The 18,351-nt window shown below is 70.6% G+C and carries 14 protein-coding genes, 3 tRNA genes and 2 pseudogenes; 8 read left to right on the top strand and 11 right to left on the bottom strand.

Translation table 11 applies throughout. From position 1 onward, the window contains the following. From AOK16_RS18715 to AOK16_RS18695, 5 genes and pseudogenes are all read right to left on the bottom strand, one after another. Positions 1 to 591, bottom strand: a pseudogene (locus AOK16_RS18715) (sensor histidine kinase); the annotation flags it as partial. A gap of 141 nt (positions 592 to 732) precedes the next feature. Further along, positions 733 to 1,038, bottom strand: a pseudogene (locus AOK16_RS29110) (ATP-binding cassette domain-containing protein); the annotation flags it as partial. Between the two features lie 181 nt (positions 1,039 to 1,219). After that, positions 1,220 to 1,295: transfer RNA gene (locus AOK16_RS18705), tRNA-Gly, on the bottom strand. Positions 1,296 to 1,376: 81 nt separating this feature from the next. Further along, positions 1,377 to 1,448, bottom strand: a tRNA-Gly gene (locus AOK16_RS18700). 131 nt (positions 1,449 to 1,579) lie between these two features. Next, positions 1,580 to 1,906 (bottom strand): histone-like nucleoid-structuring protein Lsr2, encoded by a 327-nt coding sequence (locus AOK16_RS18695; protein WP_055473371.1) that lies wholly within the window; start codon positions 1,904 to 1,906, stop codon positions 1,580 to 1,582. A 331-nt stretch (positions 1,907 to 2,237) separates the two neighbouring features. Here AOK16_RS18695 and purS point away from each other — a divergent pair, with 331 nt between their 5' ends. The 3 genes from purS to purL are packed head-to-tail and all read left to right on the top strand — an operon-like array spanning position 2,238 to position 5,499. Continuing rightward, positions 2,238 to 2,483 (top strand): phosphoribosylformylglycinamidine synthase subunit PurS, encoded by a 246-nt coding sequence (gene purS, locus AOK16_RS18690; protein ID WP_055473370.1) that lies wholly within the window; start codon positions 2,238 to 2,240, stop codon positions 2,481 to 2,483. After that, on the top strand, positions 2,480 to 3,214 hold the full coding sequence (gene purQ, locus AOK16_RS18685) for a phosphoribosylformylglycinamidine synthase subunit PurQ (RefSeq protein WP_240483640.1): 735 nt from the start codon (positions 2,480 to 2,482) through the stop codon (positions 3,212 to 3,214). The genes purS and purQ overlap by 4 nt, the downstream gene beginning before the upstream one ends. Then, positions 3,214 to 5,499 (top strand): phosphoribosylformylglycinamidine synthase subunit PurL, encoded by a 2,286-nt coding sequence (gene purL / locus AOK16_RS18680; RefSeq protein WP_055473369.1) that lies wholly within the window; start codon positions 3,214 to 3,216, stop codon positions 5,497 to 5,499. The genes purQ and purL overlap by 1 nt, the downstream gene beginning before the upstream one ends. A 147-nt stretch (positions 5,500 to 5,646) precedes the next feature. Here purL and AOK16_RS18675 read toward each other — a convergent pair whose 3' ends face one another. Then, positions 5,647 to 6,045, bottom strand: a complete 399-nt coding sequence (locus AOK16_RS18675; RefSeq protein WP_055473368.1) for a nuclear transport factor 2 family protein — start codon at positions 6,043 to 6,045, stop codon at positions 5,647 to 5,649. A gap of 151 nt (positions 6,046 to 6,196) precedes the next feature. On the opposite strand from AOK16_RS18675, the gene AOK16_RS18670 reads away from it, so the two are divergent. The 3 genes from AOK16_RS18670 (at position 6,197) to purM (ending at position 9,967) form a co-directional block, all read left to right on the top strand. Next, positions 6,197 to 7,036 (top strand): sterol carrier family protein, encoded by an 840-nt coding sequence (locus tag AOK16_RS18670; protein ID WP_055473373.1) that lies wholly within the window; start codon positions 6,197 to 6,199, stop codon positions 7,034 to 7,036. A 260-nt stretch (positions 7,037 to 7,296) separates the two neighbouring features. Next, complete coding sequence (gene purF, locus AOK16_RS18665) at positions 7,297 to 8,856, top strand: amidophosphoribosyltransferase (RefSeq protein WP_055473367.1); 1,560 nt, start codon at positions 7,297 to 7,299, stop codon at positions 8,854 to 8,856. 37 nt (positions 8,857 to 8,893) lie between these two features. Beyond that, on the top strand, positions 8,894 to 9,967 hold the full coding sequence (purM, locus tag AOK16_RS18660) for a phosphoribosylformylglycinamidine cyclo-ligase (protein ID WP_055473366.1): 1,074 nt from the start codon (positions 8,894 to 8,896) through the stop codon (positions 9,965 to 9,967). Positions 9,968 to 10,087: 120 nt separating this feature from the next. Here the strand turns inward: purM and AOK16_RS18655 are convergent, their stop codons facing one another. Together AOK16_RS18655 and AOK16_RS18650 are read right to left on the bottom strand one after the other, a co-directional pair. Then, positions 10,088 to 10,348, bottom strand: coding sequence for a DUF3073 domain-containing protein (locus AOK16_RS18655; RefSeq protein ID WP_055473365.1), 261 nt, complete (start codon positions 10,346 to 10,348; stop codon positions 10,088 to 10,090). A gap of 298 nt (positions 10,349 to 10,646) precedes the next feature. Continuing rightward, positions 10,647 to 11,753 carry a Leu/Phe/Val dehydrogenase gene (locus tag AOK16_RS18650; protein ID WP_055473364.1) on the bottom strand — a complete coding sequence of 369 codons (1,107 nt, stop codon included), beginning with the start codon at positions 11,751 to 11,753 and terminating at the stop codon, positions 10,647 to 10,649. 202 nt (positions 11,754 to 11,955) lie between these two features. On the opposite strand from AOK16_RS18650, the gene AOK16_RS18645 reads away from it, so the two are divergent. Both AOK16_RS18645 and bldC read left to right on the top strand, forming a co-directional pair. Beyond that, on the top strand, positions 11,956 to 12,792 hold the full coding sequence (locus tag AOK16_RS18645; RefSeq protein WP_055473363.1) for a DUF8083 family protein: 837 nt from the start codon (positions 11,956 to 11,958) through the stop codon (positions 12,790 to 12,792). A 549-nt stretch (positions 12,793 to 13,341) separates the two neighbouring features. Then, entirely contained in the window at positions 13,342 to 13,548 is a 207-nt protein-coding gene (bldC, locus tag AOK16_RS18640; protein ID WP_003949541.1) for a developmental transcriptional regulator BldC, read from the top strand. Between the two features lie 313 nt (positions 13,549 to 13,861). Here bldC and AOK16_RS28490 read toward each other — a convergent pair whose 3' ends face one another. The 3 genes from AOK16_RS28490 to hrpA form a co-directional block, all read right to left on the bottom strand. Continuing rightward, the gene (locus tag AOK16_RS28490; RefSeq protein ID WP_398718255.1) at positions 13,862 to 14,092 is read right to left on the bottom strand and encodes a DUF6274 family protein; all 231 of its coding nucleotides are present in this window, start codon (positions 14,090 to 14,092) and stop codon (positions 13,862 to 13,864) included. Positions 14,093 to 14,232: 140 nt separating this feature from the next. After that, positions 14,233 to 14,307, bottom strand: a tRNA-Asp gene (locus AOK16_RS18635). A 115-nt stretch (positions 14,308 to 14,422) separates the two neighbouring features. Continuing rightward, positions 14,423 to 18,351: ATP-dependent RNA helicase HrpA (gene hrpA, locus AOK16_RS18630; RefSeq protein ID WP_055473362.1), on the bottom strand; the 3,929-nt coding region annotated here is incomplete at its 5' end.

The following is an 18,351-nucleotide window of genomic DNA, read 5'->3' as shown; positions in this document are numbered from 1 at the left end:
GGTGGCCAGGGTGCCGCCGAGGGCGGCGAGCCGCTCGCGCAGGCCCGGGAGCCCCGCGCCGCCCGAGCCGCCGGAATCGCCCTCCGGCGCCCCGTCGTTCTCGACGACGAGCACCGCACGGTCCGCGGGGCCGCCGGCGGTCAGCCGGATCTCGCAGTGCCGGGCGCTCCCGTGCCGCAGCACGTTCGTCGTCGCCTCGCGCACCACCCAGCCCAGCGCCGACCGCACCTCGGGCGCCAGGCCGGCCCCGTCGTCCCCCTCGACGCGGCAGCCGACGCCTGCGGCGCGCAGGACGGAGCGCGCGCCCGCCAGCTCCACGGCCAGGTCGGCCTCCCGGTAGCCGCGTACGACATCCCGTACCTCGCGCTGCGACTCCTGCGCGATCCGCTGCACCTCGGCCATCTGCTCGACCGCCTCCGGCCGCCCCCGCCGGGCCAGTTGGACGGCCAGCTCGCTCTTCAGGGCGATGACCGACAGGTTCCGGCCCATCACGTCGTGCAGATCGCGCCCGAACCGCAGCCGCTCCTCCGCCACCGCGAGCCGTGCCTGGAGCTCGCGCGCCGCGTCCAGCTCCCATACGACGCGCAGCAGCCCGCCCGAGCGCCGCGAGCCGCCTCATCACCGTCGTGTCCATCGCAGCCCCCTCGCCGCGTCCCCGGCGATCGCCAGGAACGCCTCCTCCAGCGACGCGACCCGTGCGTCGAGTCCGTTCAGCGACACCCTGCGCGTCCGCCCAACGCAGCAGCGCGCCCAGCGACTCCTGGAGCCGCTCGGTGTACAGCCGACGCCGGTGCGCGGCCGCACGACGTCCCGCTCCTCGTACGGGTCCCGGCCCAGCACGCGTACCTGCCCGCCGCTCGGCCGGGCCAGGCCCTCCAGCAGCTCGACCGTCGAGGTCTTGCCGGCGCCGTTCGTGCCCAGCAGGGCGAACAGCTCGCCGCGGGCCACGGAGAAGGTGATGCCGCGAACTGCTTCGAAGCCGCCGCTGTAGGCGCGCCGCAGTCCGGTGACATCGATCACATAGTCGTCGGTGTCCATGGAAGCCAGCGTTCCGGCGCCGGGCGGCCGCGGGCAGTGCGGGCTGTCACCGGTGCCGATGCCCAAATGTCATCGCGGGGGGCGAGGGCGGGGTGAGGTGCGCAGATCCAGGAGGGAGACAGCAGACCTGGAGGGCGACAAACAAGAAGGCCCCGGTCGGAATCGACCGGGGCCTTCCCTGTGGAGCGGACGACGAGATTCGAACTCGCGACCCTCACCTTGGCAAGGTGATGCTCTACCAACTGAGCCACGTCCGCAGTGCCTCCGAACGGCTCTCACCGCCCGGCGCGACCACCACTGTACCCGATCCACCGGAGTGGCCGGAAAGCGATGGTGAGAGCGGGTGACAGGGATCGCACACTGCGCCTCCCCCTTGGAAAGGGGGCGCTCTACTACTGAGCTACACCCGCGCGTCTCAAGGGATTCGACCCTTCGGCCTCGCCCCTCGGCGTGCTCCAGACTCTAGCTGATCACCAGGGGTGCAGTGCAAGTCGGTGCGTGCGCGGGGCCGGGCCGGCCGTCACCGCTGTCAACCCGGGGGTCAGCTGCCGGTGTTGGCGGTCTCGTACGCCTCGTAGACCTTCTTGGGGATGCGGCCGCGCGGCGGGACCTCGTGGCCGTGCGAGCGCGCCCAGGCGCGGACCACCGCGGGGTCGGGGGCGAGGGAGGTGCGCTTGTACGGCTTGCCGGACCTCGACCGCTTTCGGCCGGCCTCCACATAAGGGGCGAGCGCTCCCCGCAGTTTCTTCGCGTTGGCCGCCGTCAGGTCGATCTCGTACGACTTCCCGTCGAGACCGAAGGTGACCGTTTCCGCTGCTTCCCCGCCGTCGATGTCATCGGAGAGTGTGACCACTACGCGCTGCGCCACGGATATCGGTCCTTTCTGGCCGCGCCACCGCAATGACGTGGGAGGATGCGGATGGCCCGGGTCTGGGGTCAGTTCTTTTTCATTTGTACAGTGATGGGCATTGCAATGCGAAGCCCAGTTAATTCTCTCCGCGTGTCCTGCCGCAATCGGTGACCATACGGTTTTCCCCGGATTTTCCCCAGGGGTTGTTGATGCCGATGCGCAAACGTGACCACTCCGCCATGAGCCCGTCAATCGGCACTCCCTCCCCGTCCACATATCTACCCGCGTAGAATTTCCGGCGGGGTACGCTGAGGTCACCGCCTTACGCACCACACCACCGGGAGAGCCAGTGGCACGCGTCGTAGTCGACGTCATGCTCAAGCCGGAGATCCTCGACCCCCAGGGACAGGCCGTGCAGCGTGCGCTGCCCCGTCTCGGATTCGACGGAATCTCGGACGTCCGCCAGGGAAAGCGCTTTGAACTCGAGATCGACGGGCCGGTGGACGACGCCGCCCTCGACCGGGTGCGGAAGCTGGCCGAGACCTTCCTCGCGAACACCGTGATCGAGGACTTCACCGTGAAGGTCGAATCGTGACGGCCCGCCCGTCTCCCACCTCCACCCTCGACGGGGGCCCTGCGGGCCGCGGTAACACGCGTATCGGAGTCGTCACCTTCCCCGGCAGCCTCGACGACCGGGACACCCAGCGCGCAATCCGCCGAGCGGGGGCCGAACCGGTCGCCCTCTGGCACCGCGACAAGGACCTCAAGCAGGTCGACGCGGTCGTCCTGCCGGGCGGTTTCAGTTACGGCGACTATCTGCGCGCCGGGGCCATTTCCCGGTTCTCGCCGGTCATGGAGACGCTCATCGACCAGGCCAGGGCCGGGCTTCCGGTGCTCGGTATCTGCAATGGCTTCCAGGTCCTCACCGAGGCCCACCTGCTGCCCGGCGCCATGCTCGGCAACAACCACCTGCACTTCATCTGCCGCGAGCAGAAGCTGCGGGTCGAGAACGCGGAGACGGCCTGGACCGCCGACTACACGGCCGGCCAGGAGATCCACATCCCGCTCAAGAACATGGACGGGCGGTACGTCGCCGACGAGCGCACCCTGGACATGCTGGAGGCCGAGGGCCGGGTCGCGTTCCGCTACCTGGGCATGAACCCCAACGGCTCGCTGCGCGACATCGCCGGCATCACCAACGAAGCGGGCAACGTCGTCGGCCTCATGCCGCACCCCGAGCACGCCGTGGAGCCGGGCATCGGCACCGGTGGCACGGACGGCCTCGGATTCTTCACCTCGATCCTCAAGAAGCTGGTCAACCTCTGATGCTGCCTTCTTCCGGGGGGCAACCCCCGAACCCCCGAACACTCGACACCGTCAAGCACGCGAACGAGACGCCCGGCACCGAGCAGCCCTGGGCCGAACTCGGCCTCAAGCAGGACGAGTACGAGCGCATCCGCGAGATTCTCGGCCGCCGCCCGACCGGCGCCGAGCTGGCGATGTACTCCGTCATGTGGTCCGAGCACTGCTCGTACAAGTCGAGCAAGGTGCATCTGCGGCAGTTCGGCGAGAAGGCCCCCGACAACGACGCCCTGCTGGTGGGCATCGGCGAGAACGCCGGCGTGGTCGACGTGGGCCAGGGCTACGCGGTGACCTTCAAGGTCGAGTCGCACAACCACCCCTCGTACATCGAGCCCTACCAGGGCGCGGCCACCGGCGTCGGCGGCATCGTGCGCGACATCCTCGCGATGGGCGCCCGCCCGGTCGCGGTCATGGACCCGCTGCGGTTCGGCGCCGCCGACCACCCCGACACCAAGCGCGTCCTGCCGGGCGTCGTCGCGGGCATCGGTGGCTACGGCAACTGCCTGGGCCTGCCGAACATCGGCGGCGAGGTCGTCTTCGACCCCTGCTACCAGGGGAACCCGCTGGTCAACGCGCTCTGCGTGGGCGTGATGAAGCACGAGGACATCCACCTGGCGAAGGCCTCGGGCGCGGGCAACAAGGTCATCCTCTACGGCGCCCGCACCGGCGGCGACGGCATCGGCGGCGTCTCGGTGCTGGCCTCCGAGACCTTCGACTCCACCGGCCCCTCGCGCCGCCCCGCGGTCCAGGTGGGCGACCCGTTCCAGGAGAAGCTGCTCATCGAGTGCACCCTGGAGATCTTCCGGGAGGACCTGGTCACCGGCATCCAGGACCTCGGCGGCGCCGGACTCTCCTGTGCCACGAGCGAGTTGGCGAGCGCCGGCTCCGGCGGCATGCGCGTCGAGCTCGACACCGTCCCGCTGCGGGACTCCTCCCTCTCCCCGGAGGAGATCCTGATGAGCGAGTCGCAGGAGCGGATGTGCGCGATCGTCGAGCCCGGCAAGGTCGACCGCTTCCTGGAGATCTGCGAGAAGTGGGACGTCATCGCCACCGTCATCGGTGAGGTGACCGACGGCGACCGCCTGGAGATCTTCTGGCACGGCGACCAGATCGTCGACGTGCCGCCGCGCACGGTCGCCCACGAGGGCCCCGTCTACCAGCGGCCGTACGAGCGCCCGTCCTGGCAGGACGAGTTGCAGGCCGACGACGCCGGCAGGCTGCCCCGGCCCGGCACCCCCGAGGAGCTGCGCGAGCAGGTCCTCAAGGTGGTCGCCTCGCCGAACCAGGCGTCCAAGTCCTGGGTCACCGACCAGTACGACCGCTTCGTGCAGGGCAACACCGTGCTCGCACAGCCGGAGGACTCCGGCATGGTGCGGGTGGACGAGGAGACCGGGCTCGGCGTGGCCGTCGCGACCGACGGCAACGGCCGGTACGCGAAGCTCGACCCGTACGCGGGCGCGCAGCTGGCCCTGGCCGAGTCGTACCGCAATGTCGCCGCGGCCGGTGCGACCCCGCTCGCCATCTCCAACTGCCTCAACTTCGGCTCGCCCGAGGACCCGGCGGTCATGTGGCAGTTCGCCGAGGCCACCCGAGGCCTGGCCGACGGCTGCCTGGCCCTGGGCACCCCGGTGACCGGTGGCAACGTCTCGCTCTACAACCAGACTGGCGAGACCGCGATCCACCCGACCCCGGTCGTCGCCGTGCTCGGTGTGATCGACGACGTGGCGCGGCGCACGCCGATCGGGTTCGCGAGCGAGGGCCACCTGCTCTACCTGCTCGGCGACACCCGTGAGGAACTGGGCGGCTCCGCCTGGTCGCAGGTGATCCACGACCACCTCGGCGGGCTGCCGCCGCGGGTGGACCTGGAGCGCGAGAAGCTGCTCGCCGAGATCCTGGTCTCCGCCTCGCGCGACGGCATGGTCGACGCGGCGCACGACCTCTCGGACGGCGGCCTGGTCCAGGCGCTGGTCGAGTCCTCGCTGCGCGGCGGCAAGGGCGCCCGGGTCGTCGTGCCCGACGGCCTGGACCCGTTCGTGTTCCTCTTCTCCGAGTCGGCGGGCCGTGCGGTCGTCGCGGTGCCGCGGAGCGAAGAGGTCCGCTTCACCGACATGTGCGGCGCGCGGGGTCTCCCGGCCGCCCGGATCGGAGTCGTGGACGGCGCATCCCTGGAGATCCAGGGCCAGTTCTCCCTCCCACTGAGCGAGCTGCGGCGGGCGCACGAGGAGACGATCCCGGCCCTGCTGGCGTAACCCCCGGCGAAACCCCGTGCCGCGGCCCGGCCCGTTCTCCACGATCGGGCGGGGCCGCGGTGCTTTTCCGGTCTCCGGAGAGCAGGGTGTCCGAGAGCGGTGGGAGCGCAGGAGAAGCGAGGGGAGTCCAGGGCGGGCGGCGGGAGTTCAGGCGGCCCAGAACTCGTTCATCACGTCGATGTCCTTGACGCACTCGTCGAGGTCGCTGACCTTCCCGCCGACGATGGTGAAGAAGATCCCGTTCATCATCTCGATGCCGCGGTCCCGCCGGTCCCCGTAGGCCTTGTGGACCGAGATCACGTGCCCCCGGCCGTCGGCCATGACGCGCTGGAGCTCGATCCGGAACGTGCCGCGGGTCTCCTCGGCCATGCGGCGGTAGAGCTGGAGTACGGCCTCGCGGCCCTTGTGGTGGCCCGCGATCAGGCTCTCGCCGGGTACGTGGTGGGTGACGTCCGCCGTGAACAGGGTGGCCAGGGTGTCCAGGTCGCCCTGGGCGAACGCCTCGTAGCCCCGGCGCACCAGGGCGCAGTCCGGATGCTCAGCCATAGCGCGTCACGCCTTTCTTCGCCGTTTGATCCTGATGGGTTCCTGTTCGCGTCTTTCCGTTCCATCCTCCGCCGCGTTCCCGACCGCTGTCCATGGCGGCTGTCCGCGGCCGCCGCCCATGGGGTGCGGAGGCCTGGCTATGCTCGGCGCCATGCCCCGCAAGCCCCGCGCCCGGACGTACGACCCCGCGAAGGTGCGCGGTGCGCTGACCGCGCAGGTGGGGGCGGTGCGCGAGGCGGTCGCCGCGCTCTGCGCCGACGCCGAGGCGCCCCGGCTCCTCGCGGCGCCGACCCGGCTCGGTTCGTGGTCGGTGCGCGAGCTGATCGTCCACATCGCGCTGGCCCTCGACGCGCTCCCGCGCGTCCTGGCCGTGCGACCGGCGCCCGCCGAGCCGGAGTTGGACCTCCTCGGCTACGTCCGGCCGGTTCCGGGTGATCTCGCGGAGGCCACCGCCGCTCGCGTCGCGGCGGAGCTGGAGACCCTGCCGGCCCCGTCGGAGGAGGGCGGTCCGCGGGCGCTGCTCGCCCGGCTGGACGGTGCCGCGGAGCGGCTGGCCCAGGCGGTCGCCGAGGCGGGCGGCGCGACCCCGGTCCCCCTGCCCATCGGCGCCCTCACCGTGGACGACTTCCTGGTCACCCGGCTGCTGGAGCTCGTGGTGCACGCCGACGACCTGGCGGACGCCACCGGCAGGGCCGTGCGCCTCGACCGGCAGGCCTTGGCCGCCGCGACCCGGCTGCTGGCCGACGCCCTCGCCGCCAAGGCGCCCGGCGGCTCGGTGGAGGTGCGGATCCCGCCGTACGCGGTGGTGCAGTGCGTCCAGGGCCCGCGGCACACCCGCGGCACCCCGCCGAACGTCGTCGAGACCGACTCGCTGACCTGGATCCGCCTCGCCACCGGCCGTACGACCTGGCCCGCCGCGCTCGACTCCGCGGCCCTCACCGCGAGCGGCGAGCGCGCGGACCTGAGCGATCAGCTCCCGCTGCTGACCTGAGGAGCGGGCCGCGCGAGTGGCCCAGGAGCCGCAAGTGACCTGAGGAGCGGGCCGCGCCAGGGTGAGGCAGATGTCACCAAGGCGTCGCGTGGGGCCGCGGTGCAACCGCTCCCACCAGGCCTTTCCATGGTTGTCCCGCTCTGTGGACCACCGTCTGGACCGCCCTGGAGGGGGCCGCGACGGGGTCGTTCGTCGTATCTGACAGATTTGCCGGAGTACCTGGTTCGGGTTAATCGCCGACCTGGCCTAGACTCATTGGCGTGCCACGTGGTGACGGACGACTCAACCACGATCTCCTCCCCGGTGAGAAGGGCCCCCAGGACGCTTGCGGCGTCTTCGGCGTCTGGGCTCCGGGTGAAGAGGTCGCCAAACTCACCTATTTCGGGCTGTACGCGCTGCAGCACCGCGGACAGGAGTCCGCGGGTATCGCGGTGAGCAACGGCTCCCAGATCCTGGTCTTCAAGGACATGGGCCTGGTCTCCCAGGTCTTCGACGAGACCTCCCTCGGCTCCCTCAAGGGCCACATCGCGGTCGGTCATGCCCGCTACTCGACCACCGGTGCCTCGGTGTGGGAGAACGCGCAGCCCACCTTCCGCGCCACCGCCCACGGCTCGATCGCCCTGGGCCACAACGGCAACCTGGTCAACACGGCCGAGCTGGCCGAGCTGGTCGCCGCGCTGCCCCGGGAGAACGGCCGCGCCACCCAGGTCGCCGCGACCAACGACACCGACCTGGTCACCGCCCTGCTGGCGGGCCAGGCCGGCGAGGACGGCCGCCCGCTGACCGTCGAAGAGGCCGCGCCGATCGTCCTGCCCAAGGTCAAGGGCGCCTTCTCGCTGGTCTTCATGGACGAGCACACCCTCTACGCCGCCCGCGACCCGCAGGGCATCCGCCCGCTGGTCCTCGGCCGCCTGGAGCGCGGCTGGGTCGTGGCGAGCGAGACCGCCGCCCTCGACATCGTCGGCGCGAGCTTCATCCGCGAGGTCGAGCCCGGCGAGATGATCGCCATCGACGAGGACGGCCTGCGCGCCTCCCGCTTCGCCGAGGCCCGCCCCAAGGGCTGTGTCTTCGAATACGTCTACCTCGCCCGCCCCGACACCGACATCGCGGGCCGCAACGTCTACCTCTCGCGCGTCGAGATGGGCCGCCGCCTGGCCAAGGAGGCCCCGGCCGAGGCCGATCTGGTGATACCGACCCCGGAGTCCGGCACCCCGGCCGCGGTCGGCTACGCGGAGGCCAGCGGCATCCCGTACGGCTCGGGCCTGGTGAAGAACTCCTACGTCGGCCGGACCTTCATCCAGCCCAGCCAGACCATCCGGCAGCTGGGCATCCGCCTCAAGCTCAACCCGCTCAAGGAAGTCATCCGCGGCAAGCGGCTGGTGGTCGTGGACGACTCGATCGTCCGCGGCAACACCCAGCGCGCGCTGGTGCGGATGCTGCGCGAGGCCGGGGCGGCCGAGGTCCACATCCGGATCTCCTCGCCGCCGATCAAGTGGCCCTGCTTCTTCGGCATCGACTTCGCCACCCGCGCCGAGCTGATCGCCAACGGGCTGTCGGTCGAGGAGATCGGCAAGTCGCTCGGCGCCGACTCGCTCGCGTACATCTCCATCGACGGCATGATCGAGGCGACCGGCATCGCCAAGCCGAACCTCTGCCGCGCCTGCTTCGACGGCGAGTACCCGATGGACCTGCCCGACCCCGAGCTCCTGGGCAAGCACCTGCTGGAGTCGGAGACGCAGGAACCCACCCGCAGCGATGTGGACGGGGTCTCCACGCTCACCGCGGGCGTCGGCGGCGCCGACGCGCTGCGCCGCCCGTAAGCGGGCGGAATCCAACCAACCGAAAGAAACTTCCAGCATGTCCGAGTCTGTGAACACTGGTGCCAGCTACGCGTCAGCGGGCGTGGACATCGAGGCGGGCGACCGCGCGGTCGAGCTGATGAAGGTGTGGGTCAAGAAGGCCACCCGCCCCGAGGTCGTCGGTGGCCTCGGCGGCTTCGCGGGCCTCTTCGACGCCTCCGCCCTCAAGCGGTACGAGCGCCCGCTGCTCGCCTCCGCCACCGACGGCGTCGGCACGAAGGTCGACATCGCGCGCCGGCTGGGCGTGTACGACACGATCGGCCACGACCTCGTCGGCATGGTCGTCGACGACCTGGTCGTCTGCGGCGCCGAGCCGCTGTTCATGACCGACTACATCTGCGTCGGCAAGGTCCACCCGGAGCGGGTCGCCCAGATCGTCAAGGGCATCGCCGAGGGCTGCGTACTGGCGGGCTGCGCGCTCGTCGGCGGCGAGACCGCCGAGCACCCGGGCCTCCTCGGCGCGGACGAGTTCGACGTCGCGGGCGCCGGCACGGGCGTGGTCGAGGCCGACCGGGTACTGGGCGCGGATCGCATCCGAAAGGGTGACGCCGTGATCGCGATGGCGTCCTCCGGTCTTCACTCCAACGGGTACTCGCTGGCCCGGCATGTGCTCTTCGACCGCGCGGGCCTGGCCCTGGACCGCCAGGTCGAGGAGTTCGGCCGCACGCTGGGCGAGGAGCTGCTGGAGCCCACCAAGATCTACTCGCTGGACTGCCTGGCCCTGACCCGTACGACCGAGGTGCACGCCTTCTCGCACATCACCGGCGGCGGCCTGGCCAACAACCTGGCGCGCGTCGTCCCCGACTCCCTGCACGCCACCATCGACCGCTCCACCTGGACCCCGGCCCCGGTCTTCGACCTCATCGGCCGCGCGGGCCAGGTCGAGCGCGGCGAGCTGGAGAAGACGCTCAACATGGGCGTCGGCATGGTCGCGGTCGTGCCGCAGGAGTCGGTGGATGTGGCCTTGACGGTCCTCGCCGACCGCGGTGTCGACGCCTGGGTGGCCGGTGCGGTCACCGAGCGCGGCGATCACTCCGAGGCGGTGGCCCTGACCGGTGACCACGCCGCCTGAGCGGCGCGAGAGCAGCACAGAACCCGGTCCGGGGACGGGCCCCGGACCGGGTCGGTGGTCGCTGCTGTGGACGAACTTAGCGCCGGCGCTCTGCGGACCGGATCCCGGCCGCGCGCGGCGTCAAGCACGCCGACGATAGGCGGACTGCTCGGACGACTCCTCGTCGTCCTCGTCCACGTCGTTGTAGCGATCCGCGTACTGTGCGTACGGGTCGTCGTCCAGCTCATCCTCATCGTCCTCGAACGGCTCACCATTCGGCGGTTGGCTCGAAGTCGATGCGCCCAGCTCTTCGGCCAGGCGTGAGAGGTCAGTCCCACCGCTGTTGTACTTCAGCTGGCGGGCGACCTTCGTCTGCTTGGCCTTGGCCCGGCCGCGCCCCATGGCTCGACCCCCTCAACGACGGGGCTCGACGGCCCCAGAGTCTTGACACGCGTTCATGAATCAGAGCGGACTCTCGTAGGAGAGACCGGTCCGTAGGGCTTCAACGGTACCTGCTTCCGCGGCCGTACGGTACGTCGCCCGCAGGACGCGACACGGTGCAGAACCCGCGGGGAGCCCCGTCCCCGCTGGTCAATCGTGATTTTACCTTCTGCTCAGGTTCGACCCGCCGACGGGTGGTGAATCTTGTCTCTTCCCCCTGTCGGCGGGCCCGGACACCTGGACGGCGGGGCCGTCCCCGTCAGACCGCCCGGCGCGCCCTGGCCTCCGCCATGCGCTGCTCCGCCAGCCGGTCGGCGGCGGCCGCGGGCGGGATGCCGTCGGCCTTGGCGCGGTCGAATATGGCCAGCGTGGTGTCGAAGATCTTCGTCGCCTTGGCCTTCGCCCGGGCGAAGTCGAAGCCGTGCAACTCGTCGGCCACCTGGATCACGCCACCGGCGTTGACGACGTAGTCCGGCGCGTAGAGGATCCCGCGGTCGGCGAGGTCCTTCTCGACGCCCGGGTGGGCCAGCTGGTTGTTGGCCGCGCCGCAGACCACCCTCGCGGTCAGGGCCGGGACGCTGTCGTCGTCGAGCGCGCCGCCCAGCGCGCACGGGGCGTAGATGTCCAGGCCCTGGGTGCGGATCAGGGCCTCGGTGTCGGCGACCGCGGTGACCTGCGGGTGCTTGGCCAGGACGCGGTCCAGGGACTCCTGGCGCACGTCCGTGATCACGACCTCGGCACCGTCCTGGAGGAGGTGCTCGACGAGGTGGTGGCCGACCTTGCCGACGCCCGCGACGCCGACCTTGCGGCCGCGCAGCGTCGGGTCGCCCCACAGGTGCTGGGCGCTGGCGCGCATGCCCTGGAAGACGCCGAAGGCGGTCAGGACGGAGGAGTCGCCGGCGCCGCCGCCCTCGGGCGAACGGCCGGTGGTCCAGCGGCACTCGCGGGCCACCACGTCCATGTCGGCCACGTAGGTGCCGACGTCGCAGGCGGTGACGTAGCGGCCGCCGAGCGAGGCGACGAAGCGGCCGTAGGCGAGCAGCAGCTCCTCGCTCTTGAGCACGTCCGGGTCGCCGATGATCACGGCCTTGCCGCCGCCGTGGTCGAGCCCGGCGAGGGCGTTCTTGTACGACATGCCGCGGGCGAGGTTGAGCGCGTCCAGGACGGCCTCCTCGTCGGACGCGTACGCGTGGAAGCGGGTGCCGCCGAGGGCGGGGCCCAGCGCGGTCGAGTGGATCGCGATGACGGCCTTCAGACCGCTCTCGCGGTCCTGGCAGAGGACTACCTGTTCGTGGCCGCCCTGCTCGGAGCGGAACAGGGTGGACAGCACGCCGAGATCGTCGGCGGTGGGACGTACGTCGGTCACGGTGGTGACTCCCGGGAGACGCGAGAGGGAACGCCCTCCTGTGGGTGGGGAGGGCCCGATGGGCACAGCGTAGATCCTGGCGGGGACCCATGGCACCGAGGTGCGGCGGATCACCCTCCTCCGGCCTACGCGCGTGGGACGATCAGTGCGGCAGGCGATGCGGCGGGCGGCAACTCCCGGCCGCGAACGGAGGAGTGGGCGCGTGGGCGTGGCGTCATCCGTGGTGGTCCCGTACGCGGCGTACCTACGGGTCTACGAGCCGCTGGCCGCCTTCCCCGAGCCCGAGCGGACGCACTGGAAGCGCTACGCGGCCCGCGAGGAGGTCCCGACCGCCCAGGACGAACTCCGCCGTTCCCTGGCCGACTTGTTGTCCGTGCCGCCCGTCGCGGTGCCGGTGCACGAGAGCGGGGACGCCTTCGTGGCGGTCGTGGACGGTGTGACGTGCGTCTGCCCCTGGCGGACCCGGCTGCGCGGCTGGCTGGCCCTGGAGGAGCTCTCGGAGCTGCTGCCGGCCCCGGTGCTGGACGCCGTGCTGCCGCCCGTCGTACGGCGCCAGGCGGAGGCGGACTACGAGCAGTGGCTGGAGCACAATCCGGACGCCAGGCCGTGGATCCGTTCGGCGACCTGGCACGTGCCGGTGCGCTGGTTCGTGCTCTTCGCGGACGAGGAGCGCGAGTTCGCCGCGGACGCCGCCCGGCCCTCGCTGCGCTACCGCACGCCGATGGTGCAGGCGCGGCGGCGGGTGGCGCGGGGGCTGAAGGTGCTGCGCGAGGCGCTTGACGACGGACCGCTCGTCGAGGGGCTGCAGAGCGTCGGCAGGTGGCTCGAGGAGTTCCATCCGCGGTCACTGGTCGAGCTGGACTACGGCGGCCTGGTGCATGCCCTTCCCGAAGGGCAGCTCACCGAGGACCACTCGGCCGCGGACGTGGCGGAGGGGCTCGACGCGCTGCGCGAGGGCGACAGCGCCCGGGCCGGGGAGGCGTACCAGCGTCTGACGGACCGCTGGCGCGTGATCCGCGAGCGGCAGTTCGCGAGCTGATCCGGAATCGGCCTCTTTTTGGGGTTTCGGGTCGTTTTTTCCGGAGGTTGGGCCATCGGATCCGGGGAAGGCGCCGAAGGGCCCGCACGCCCTGGGACCTACGTCCTGATCCGGGCCATTGCCACAAGCGTGACGGACAGCACTAAGCCGGGCCTTGCCCTCATCCCCTGCCCTCGTGTCAAAATAGGACAAGGAGTCCGGGAAGGACTCCCTTCGTCCAACTATGGGCTGATACATCGGTATTGCACTCGCTTCAGGGGCCCGGAGAGCCATTTCGGGTTCTGGATCATGCTGTGACTGATCGTCACGGCCAGGTGACTGTCCGCTATGGCATGGTCCATCGGCTTCCGTCGAGGTTGAACACCTGAGAGGGCAAATCCATCGGTTTGGCCGACGCGGCTGGACAGATGGTGTAGTTGTAGTGCCGAGGACAAGCCGTTCGTCCTATAACCGACTCGGCCTGCGTCTGTCATTTCGGGCAACGCAGGTCAAGGCGCAGAATATAGAGGAAAGAACCGTGATGGTTCGGTTCTCCCGAGGAGGCCGCTCATGACCGCTCGCACCCCTGATGCCGAGCCGCTGCTGACCCCGGCTGAGGTTGCCACGATGTTCCGCGTGGACCCGAAGACGGTCACGCGCTGGGCCAAGGCAGGCAAGCTCACGTCCATCCGCACGCTCGGAGGGCACCGCCGATACCGCGAGGCGGAGGTCCGGGCGCTGCTCGCGGGCATTCCGCAGCAGCGAAGCGAGGCCTGAACAACTCCATATCGGGGCATATCCGGGTCCCCCAGCCCTGATAGCCCACCTGTTCCACACGACGGGAGCCTGCCCCAACAGGCTCCTTTCCCTCGGCATCGAGGGTGCGTCGTCGATCGCGCTGGACTCCGCCGGGTCCAGCGCGATCTTTTTATGCCCCGACGGAGGGCCCCTGGGGGCGAGTTGAGGCTTTGTTGAACTGGCCGGTCAGGGTGTGCGGGGAGGTGGACCGGGGGGCGTTCCGGAGGTCCCCGCGGACCCTCCTCGAGAGAGTGCAATTGCACATATTAAATCGAGGCGTTGTAGGAAGGGGCTAAGGATCGTTCGATCCGAAACTTCTTGGGTGACTACCGTCACAGCCTTCGTCTCTTGATCCACGAGTTTCACGTGAGGTACAGGGGGCGCCGCTCTCCTGGGGTGCGGACTCCATGGCCAGGCGCAGGAGTTGACGGCAGGCCGGGCAGTGGCGGGTGAGGTGCCGGTAGCCCGCGGCGGCCGCCAGATGGGCCCGCAGCAGCGCTCGCGTCTCGTGCCTCGCGGACATCGCCATGCGCGCACCTCCCGTATCCCCGCGTTCCCCTGATGCCTGGGTACCCCCGGCGCGGGGTGCGGTCAAGCGGGATGGCGACATACGAAGAAGGCCCGAATCCAGGGGATTCGGGCCTGTCTGCCGGGATTTCACTGCGGTCCTGACGGGATTTGAACCCGCGGCCTCCACCTTGACAGGGTGGCGAGCACTCCAAACTGCTCCACAGGACCAGGTTTTGCGGCACTTTCCTGCGCCGGCCGCGAGAAGAAACTGTACAGCAGTTCACAGGACCGGTCGAACTCACTCCTGGCGACGACGGCGTCACCCGGCCCGGCCCTCCGCCGCCTACGGCACGGCGGCGTCGATGGCCTTCACGATCCGCTTGTCCGAGACCGGGTACGCGGTGCCCAGCGCGTGGGCGAAGTAGCTGACCCGCAGCTCCTCCAGCATCCAGCGGATGTCCCGTACCGCCTGCGGCACCGGCTTGCCCTGGGGCAGCTGCTCCAGCAGCCACGCGTACTCGTCCTGCATCTCCCGCACCTTCGCCATGCGCGCGGTGTCCCGCTGGACGCCGGTGGGCAGCTGGGTGAGGCGGCGGTCCACGGCCACCAGGTAGCGCAGCAGGTCCGGCAGGCGGCGGTAGCCGTGCTCGGTGACGAAACCGGGCCTGACGAGGCTGTCCAGCTGCTCCCGGATGTCGGTCAGGGCGGGCACCAGCGCGAGGCTCTTGACGGCCTTCAGCCGACGCTCGCAGGACTGCCAGGCGGCCAGCACCTCCTGGACCCCGCGGACGGTGTCCAGCGTGGCGTCCACGAGATCCGCGCGCACCGCGTCGAAGAGCTTGCGGAAGGACTCCTCGTCCCACACCGGGCCGCCGCGGGCCGCGATCAGCCGGTCGGCGGCCGCGGTCGCGCAGTCGTCGAAGAGCGCCTGGATCGAGCCGTGCGGGTTGCTGGAGAGCGCGAGCTTCTGCTGGTTGCTCAGCTTGTCCTGGGCGAACTTGGCCGGGTTGGCGGGCACGTTGAGCAGGATCAGGCGGCGGGTGCCGCGCCACATGGCCTCCGCCTGCTCCGGCTCGGTGTCGAAGAGCCGTACGGCCACCGAGGCGCCCTCGTCGACCAGCGCCGGGTACGCCTTGACCGGCTGGCCGGCCCGCCGGGTCTCGAAGGTGCGCGGCAGCGCGCCGATCGTCCACTGGGTCAGCCCGGTGCGCTGCTCCAGGCCCGCTCCGCCGCCCTTGCCCGAGGCGGCGGCCTGGTCGAAGGCCTTGGCGATCGCGGCCCGGGTCCTGGGCTTCAGGCGCAGCCGCAGCGCCTCCAGGTCCTTGTCCTCGGCGAGCTTGCGGCGCCGCTCGTCGACCACCCGGAAGGTGATCTTCAGATGGTCGGGGACCTTGGCGAGGTCGAAGTCGTCCGCGGTGACCGGGACGCCCACCATCCGCTGGAGCTCGCGCGCGAGCGTCGCCGGCAGCGGCTCCTGGCGGGGTACCGCGCGGTCCAGGAAGCGCTCGGCGAAGTCCGGGGCCGGGACGTAGTTGCGGCGGATCGGCTTGGGCAGGGAGCGGATCAGCTCCGTGACCAGGTCCAGGCGCAGGCCCGGGATCTGCCAGTCGAAGCCCTCCGGGGTGACCTGGTTGAGCACCTGGAGCGGGATGTGGAGGGTCACACCGTCGGCGTCCGCGCCCGGCTCGAACTGGTACGTCACCCGGAACTTGAGCTTCCCCTGGCGCCAGGAGTCGGGGTAGTCGTCCTTGGTGACGGCCTCCGCCGACTCGTTGATGAGCATCGACCGCTCGAAGTCGAGCAGTTCGGGCTCCTCGCGCCGCTTGTCCTTCCACCAGGAGTCGAAGTGGGCGCCGGAGACGACGTGTTCGGGCACCCGCTGGTCGTAGAAGTCGAAGAGCGTCTCGTCGTCCACCAGGATGTCGCGGCGGCGGGCGCGGTGCTCCAACTCCTCGACCTCGCCGAGGAGTTTGCGGTTGTCGTGGAAGAACTGGTGGTGGGTGCGCCAGTCGCCCTCCACCAGCGCGTTGCGGATGAACAGCTCGCGGCTGGTCTCCGGGTCGATCCGCCCGTAGTTGACCTTCCGCTGGGCCACGATCGGCACGCCGTACAGCGTCACGCGCTCGTACGCCATGACCGCGGCCTGGTCCTTCTCCCAGTGCGGCTCGCTGTAGTTGCGCTTGAGCAGGTGCTGGGCCAGCGGCTCGATCCACTCCGGTTCGATCCGCGCGTTGACCCGCGCCCACAGGCGCGAGGTCTCCACCAGCTCCGCGGACATCACCCAGCGCGGCGGCTTCTTGAACAGCGCGGAGCCGGGGAAGACCGCGAACTTGGCGCTGCGGGCGCCCAGGTACTCGTTCTTGGCATCGGTGTCCTTCACGCCGACATGCGAGAGCAGCCCGGCGAGGAGGGAGGTGTGGATGCGGTCGGGGGAGGAGTCCTGATCGCCGAGGTGGATGCCCATGGTCTTGGCGACCTGCCGCAGCTGCGTGTAGATGTCCTGCCACTCCCGTATGCGCAGGTAGTTCAGGAACTCCTGGCGGCACATGCGGCGGAAGGCGGAGGAGGACAGCTCCTTCTGGCGGTCGCGGACGTAGCTCCAGAGATTGAGGAAGGCGAGGAAGTCGCTCGTCTCGTCCCGGAAGCGGGCGTGCTGCTGGTCGGCCTGCTGCTGCTTGTCGGCGGGGCGCTCGCGCGGGTCCTGGATGGACAGCGCCGCGGCGATCACCATGACCTCGCGTACGCAGCCGTTGCGGTCCGCCTCCAGGACCATGCGGGCCAGACGGGGGTCCACCGGCAGCTGGGACAGCTTGCGGCCGGTCTGCGTGAGCCGCTTCTTGCCGTCTTTGTCGGATGCAGTTTTCTGCTGCGGGTCCAACGCGCCCAGCTCTTCGAGGAGTTGGACGCCGTCCTTGATGTTGCGGCGGTCCGGCGGGTCGATGAACGGGAACCTCTCGATGTCGCCGAGCCCGGCCGCGGTCATCTGGAGGATCACCGAGGCCAGGTTCGTCCGCAGGATCTCGGCGTCGGTGAACTCCGGGCGGGAGAGGAAGTCCTCCTCCGAGTACAGCCGTACGCAGATGCCGTCACTGGTCCGGCCGCAGCGGCCTTTGCGCTGGTTGGCGCTGGCCTGCGAGATCCGCTCGATGGGCAGCCGCTGGACCTTGGTGCGGTGGCTGTAGCGGGAGATGCGGGCGGTGCCCGGGTCGATCACGTACCGGATGCCGGGGACGGTCAGCGAGGTCTCGGCGACGTTGGTGGCCAGCACGATACGGCGGCCGGTGTGGCGCTGGAAGACGCGGTGCTGCTCCGCGTGCGAGAGCCGGGCGTAGAGCGGCAGGACCTCGGTGTGGCGGAGGTTCTTCTTGGTCAGCGCGTCCGCGGTGTCGCGGATCTCGCGCTCGCCGGAGAGGAAGACGAGGATGTCGCCGGAGCCCTCGGCCTGGAGCTCGTCCACGGCGTCGCAGACGGCGGTGACCTGATCGCGGTCGGAGTCCTCGGAGTCCTCCTCCAGCAGCGGCCGGTAGCGCACCTCGACCGGGTACGTACGCCCGCTGACCTCGACAATCGGGGCGTCGCCGAAGTGGCGGGAGAAGCGCTCCGGGTCGATCGTCGCCGAGGTGATCACGACCTTGAGGTCGGGGCGGCGGGGGAGCAGCTGAGCGAGGTAGCCCAGGATGAAGTCGATGTTGAGGCTGCGCTCGTGGGCCTCGTCGATGATGATCGTGTCGTAGGCGCGCAGCTCGCGGTCGGTCTGGATCTCGGCGAGCAGGATGCCGTCGGTCATGAGCTTGACCAGGGTCTCGTCGCCCACCTGGTCCGTGAAGCGGACCTTCCAGCCGACGGCCTCCCCGAGCGGGGACTTCAGTTCCTCGGCCACCCGCTCGGCGACCGTGCGGGCGGCGATGCGGCGGGGCTGGGTGTGGCCGATGAGCCCGCGCACGCCGCGGCCCAGCTCCAGACAGATCTTCGGGATCTGCGTCGTCTTGCCGGAGCCCGTCTCGCCCGCGACGATCACGACCTGGTGGTCGCGGACCGCCGCCAGGATCGCGTCCCTCTTCTGGCTGACCGGCAGCGTCTCCGGGTACGTGATCTCGGGCACCGCCGCGCGGCGCCCGGCGATCCGCAGCTCGGCCTGCTCGACCTCGGCCGCGATCTCCGCGAGCACGGCGTCCCGCGCCTCGGGCTTGCGGATGCGCCGGGCGCCGTCGAGGCGCCGCCCGACGCGCCGCTCGTCGCGCAGCGTCAGCCCGGCCAGCCGCTGCTGGAGGC

It is taken from the genome of Streptomyces pathocidini (assembly GCF_001418495.1).
In the GTDB taxonomy this organism is placed as follows: Bacteria; Actinomycetota; Actinomycetes; order Streptomycetales; family Streptomycetaceae; genus Streptomyces; species Streptomyces pathocidini.
Note: the sequence above shows the minus strand (reverse complement) of the source record. Positions and strands in the feature narration are given on the sequence as shown.

What these genes read in the sequence shown, in the direction of transcription:
- purL (WP_055473369.1), top strand. Translation starts at nt 3,214, where the DNA reads ATGCTGCCTTCTTCCGGGGGGCAACCCCCGAACCCCCGAACACTCGAC.
- AOK16_RS18675 (WP_055473368.1), bottom strand. Translation starts at nt 6,045, where the DNA reads ATGGCTGAGCATCCGGACTGCGCCCTGGTGCGCCGGGGCTACGAGGCG.
- AOK16_RS18670 (WP_055473373.1), top strand. Translation starts at nt 6,197, where the DNA reads ATGCCCCGCAAGCCCCGCGCCCGGACGTACGACCCCGCGAAGGTGCGC.
- purM (WP_055473366.1), top strand. Translation starts at nt 8,894, where the DNA reads ATGTCCGAGTCTGTGAACACTGGTGCCAGCTACGCGTCAGCGGGCGTG.
- AOK16_RS18655 (WP_055473365.1), bottom strand. Translation starts at nt 10,348, where the DNA reads ATGGGGCGCGGCCGGGCCAAGGCCAAGCAGACGAAGGTCGCCCGCCAG.
- bldC (WP_003949541.1), top strand. Translation starts at nt 13,342, where the DNA reads ATGACCGCTCGCACCCCTGATGCCGAGCCGCTGCTGACCCCGGCTGAG.
- AOK16_RS28490 (WP_398718255.1), bottom strand. Translation starts at nt 14,092, where the DNA reads ATGTCCGCGAGGCACGAGACGCGAGCGCTGCTGCGGGCCCATCTGGCG.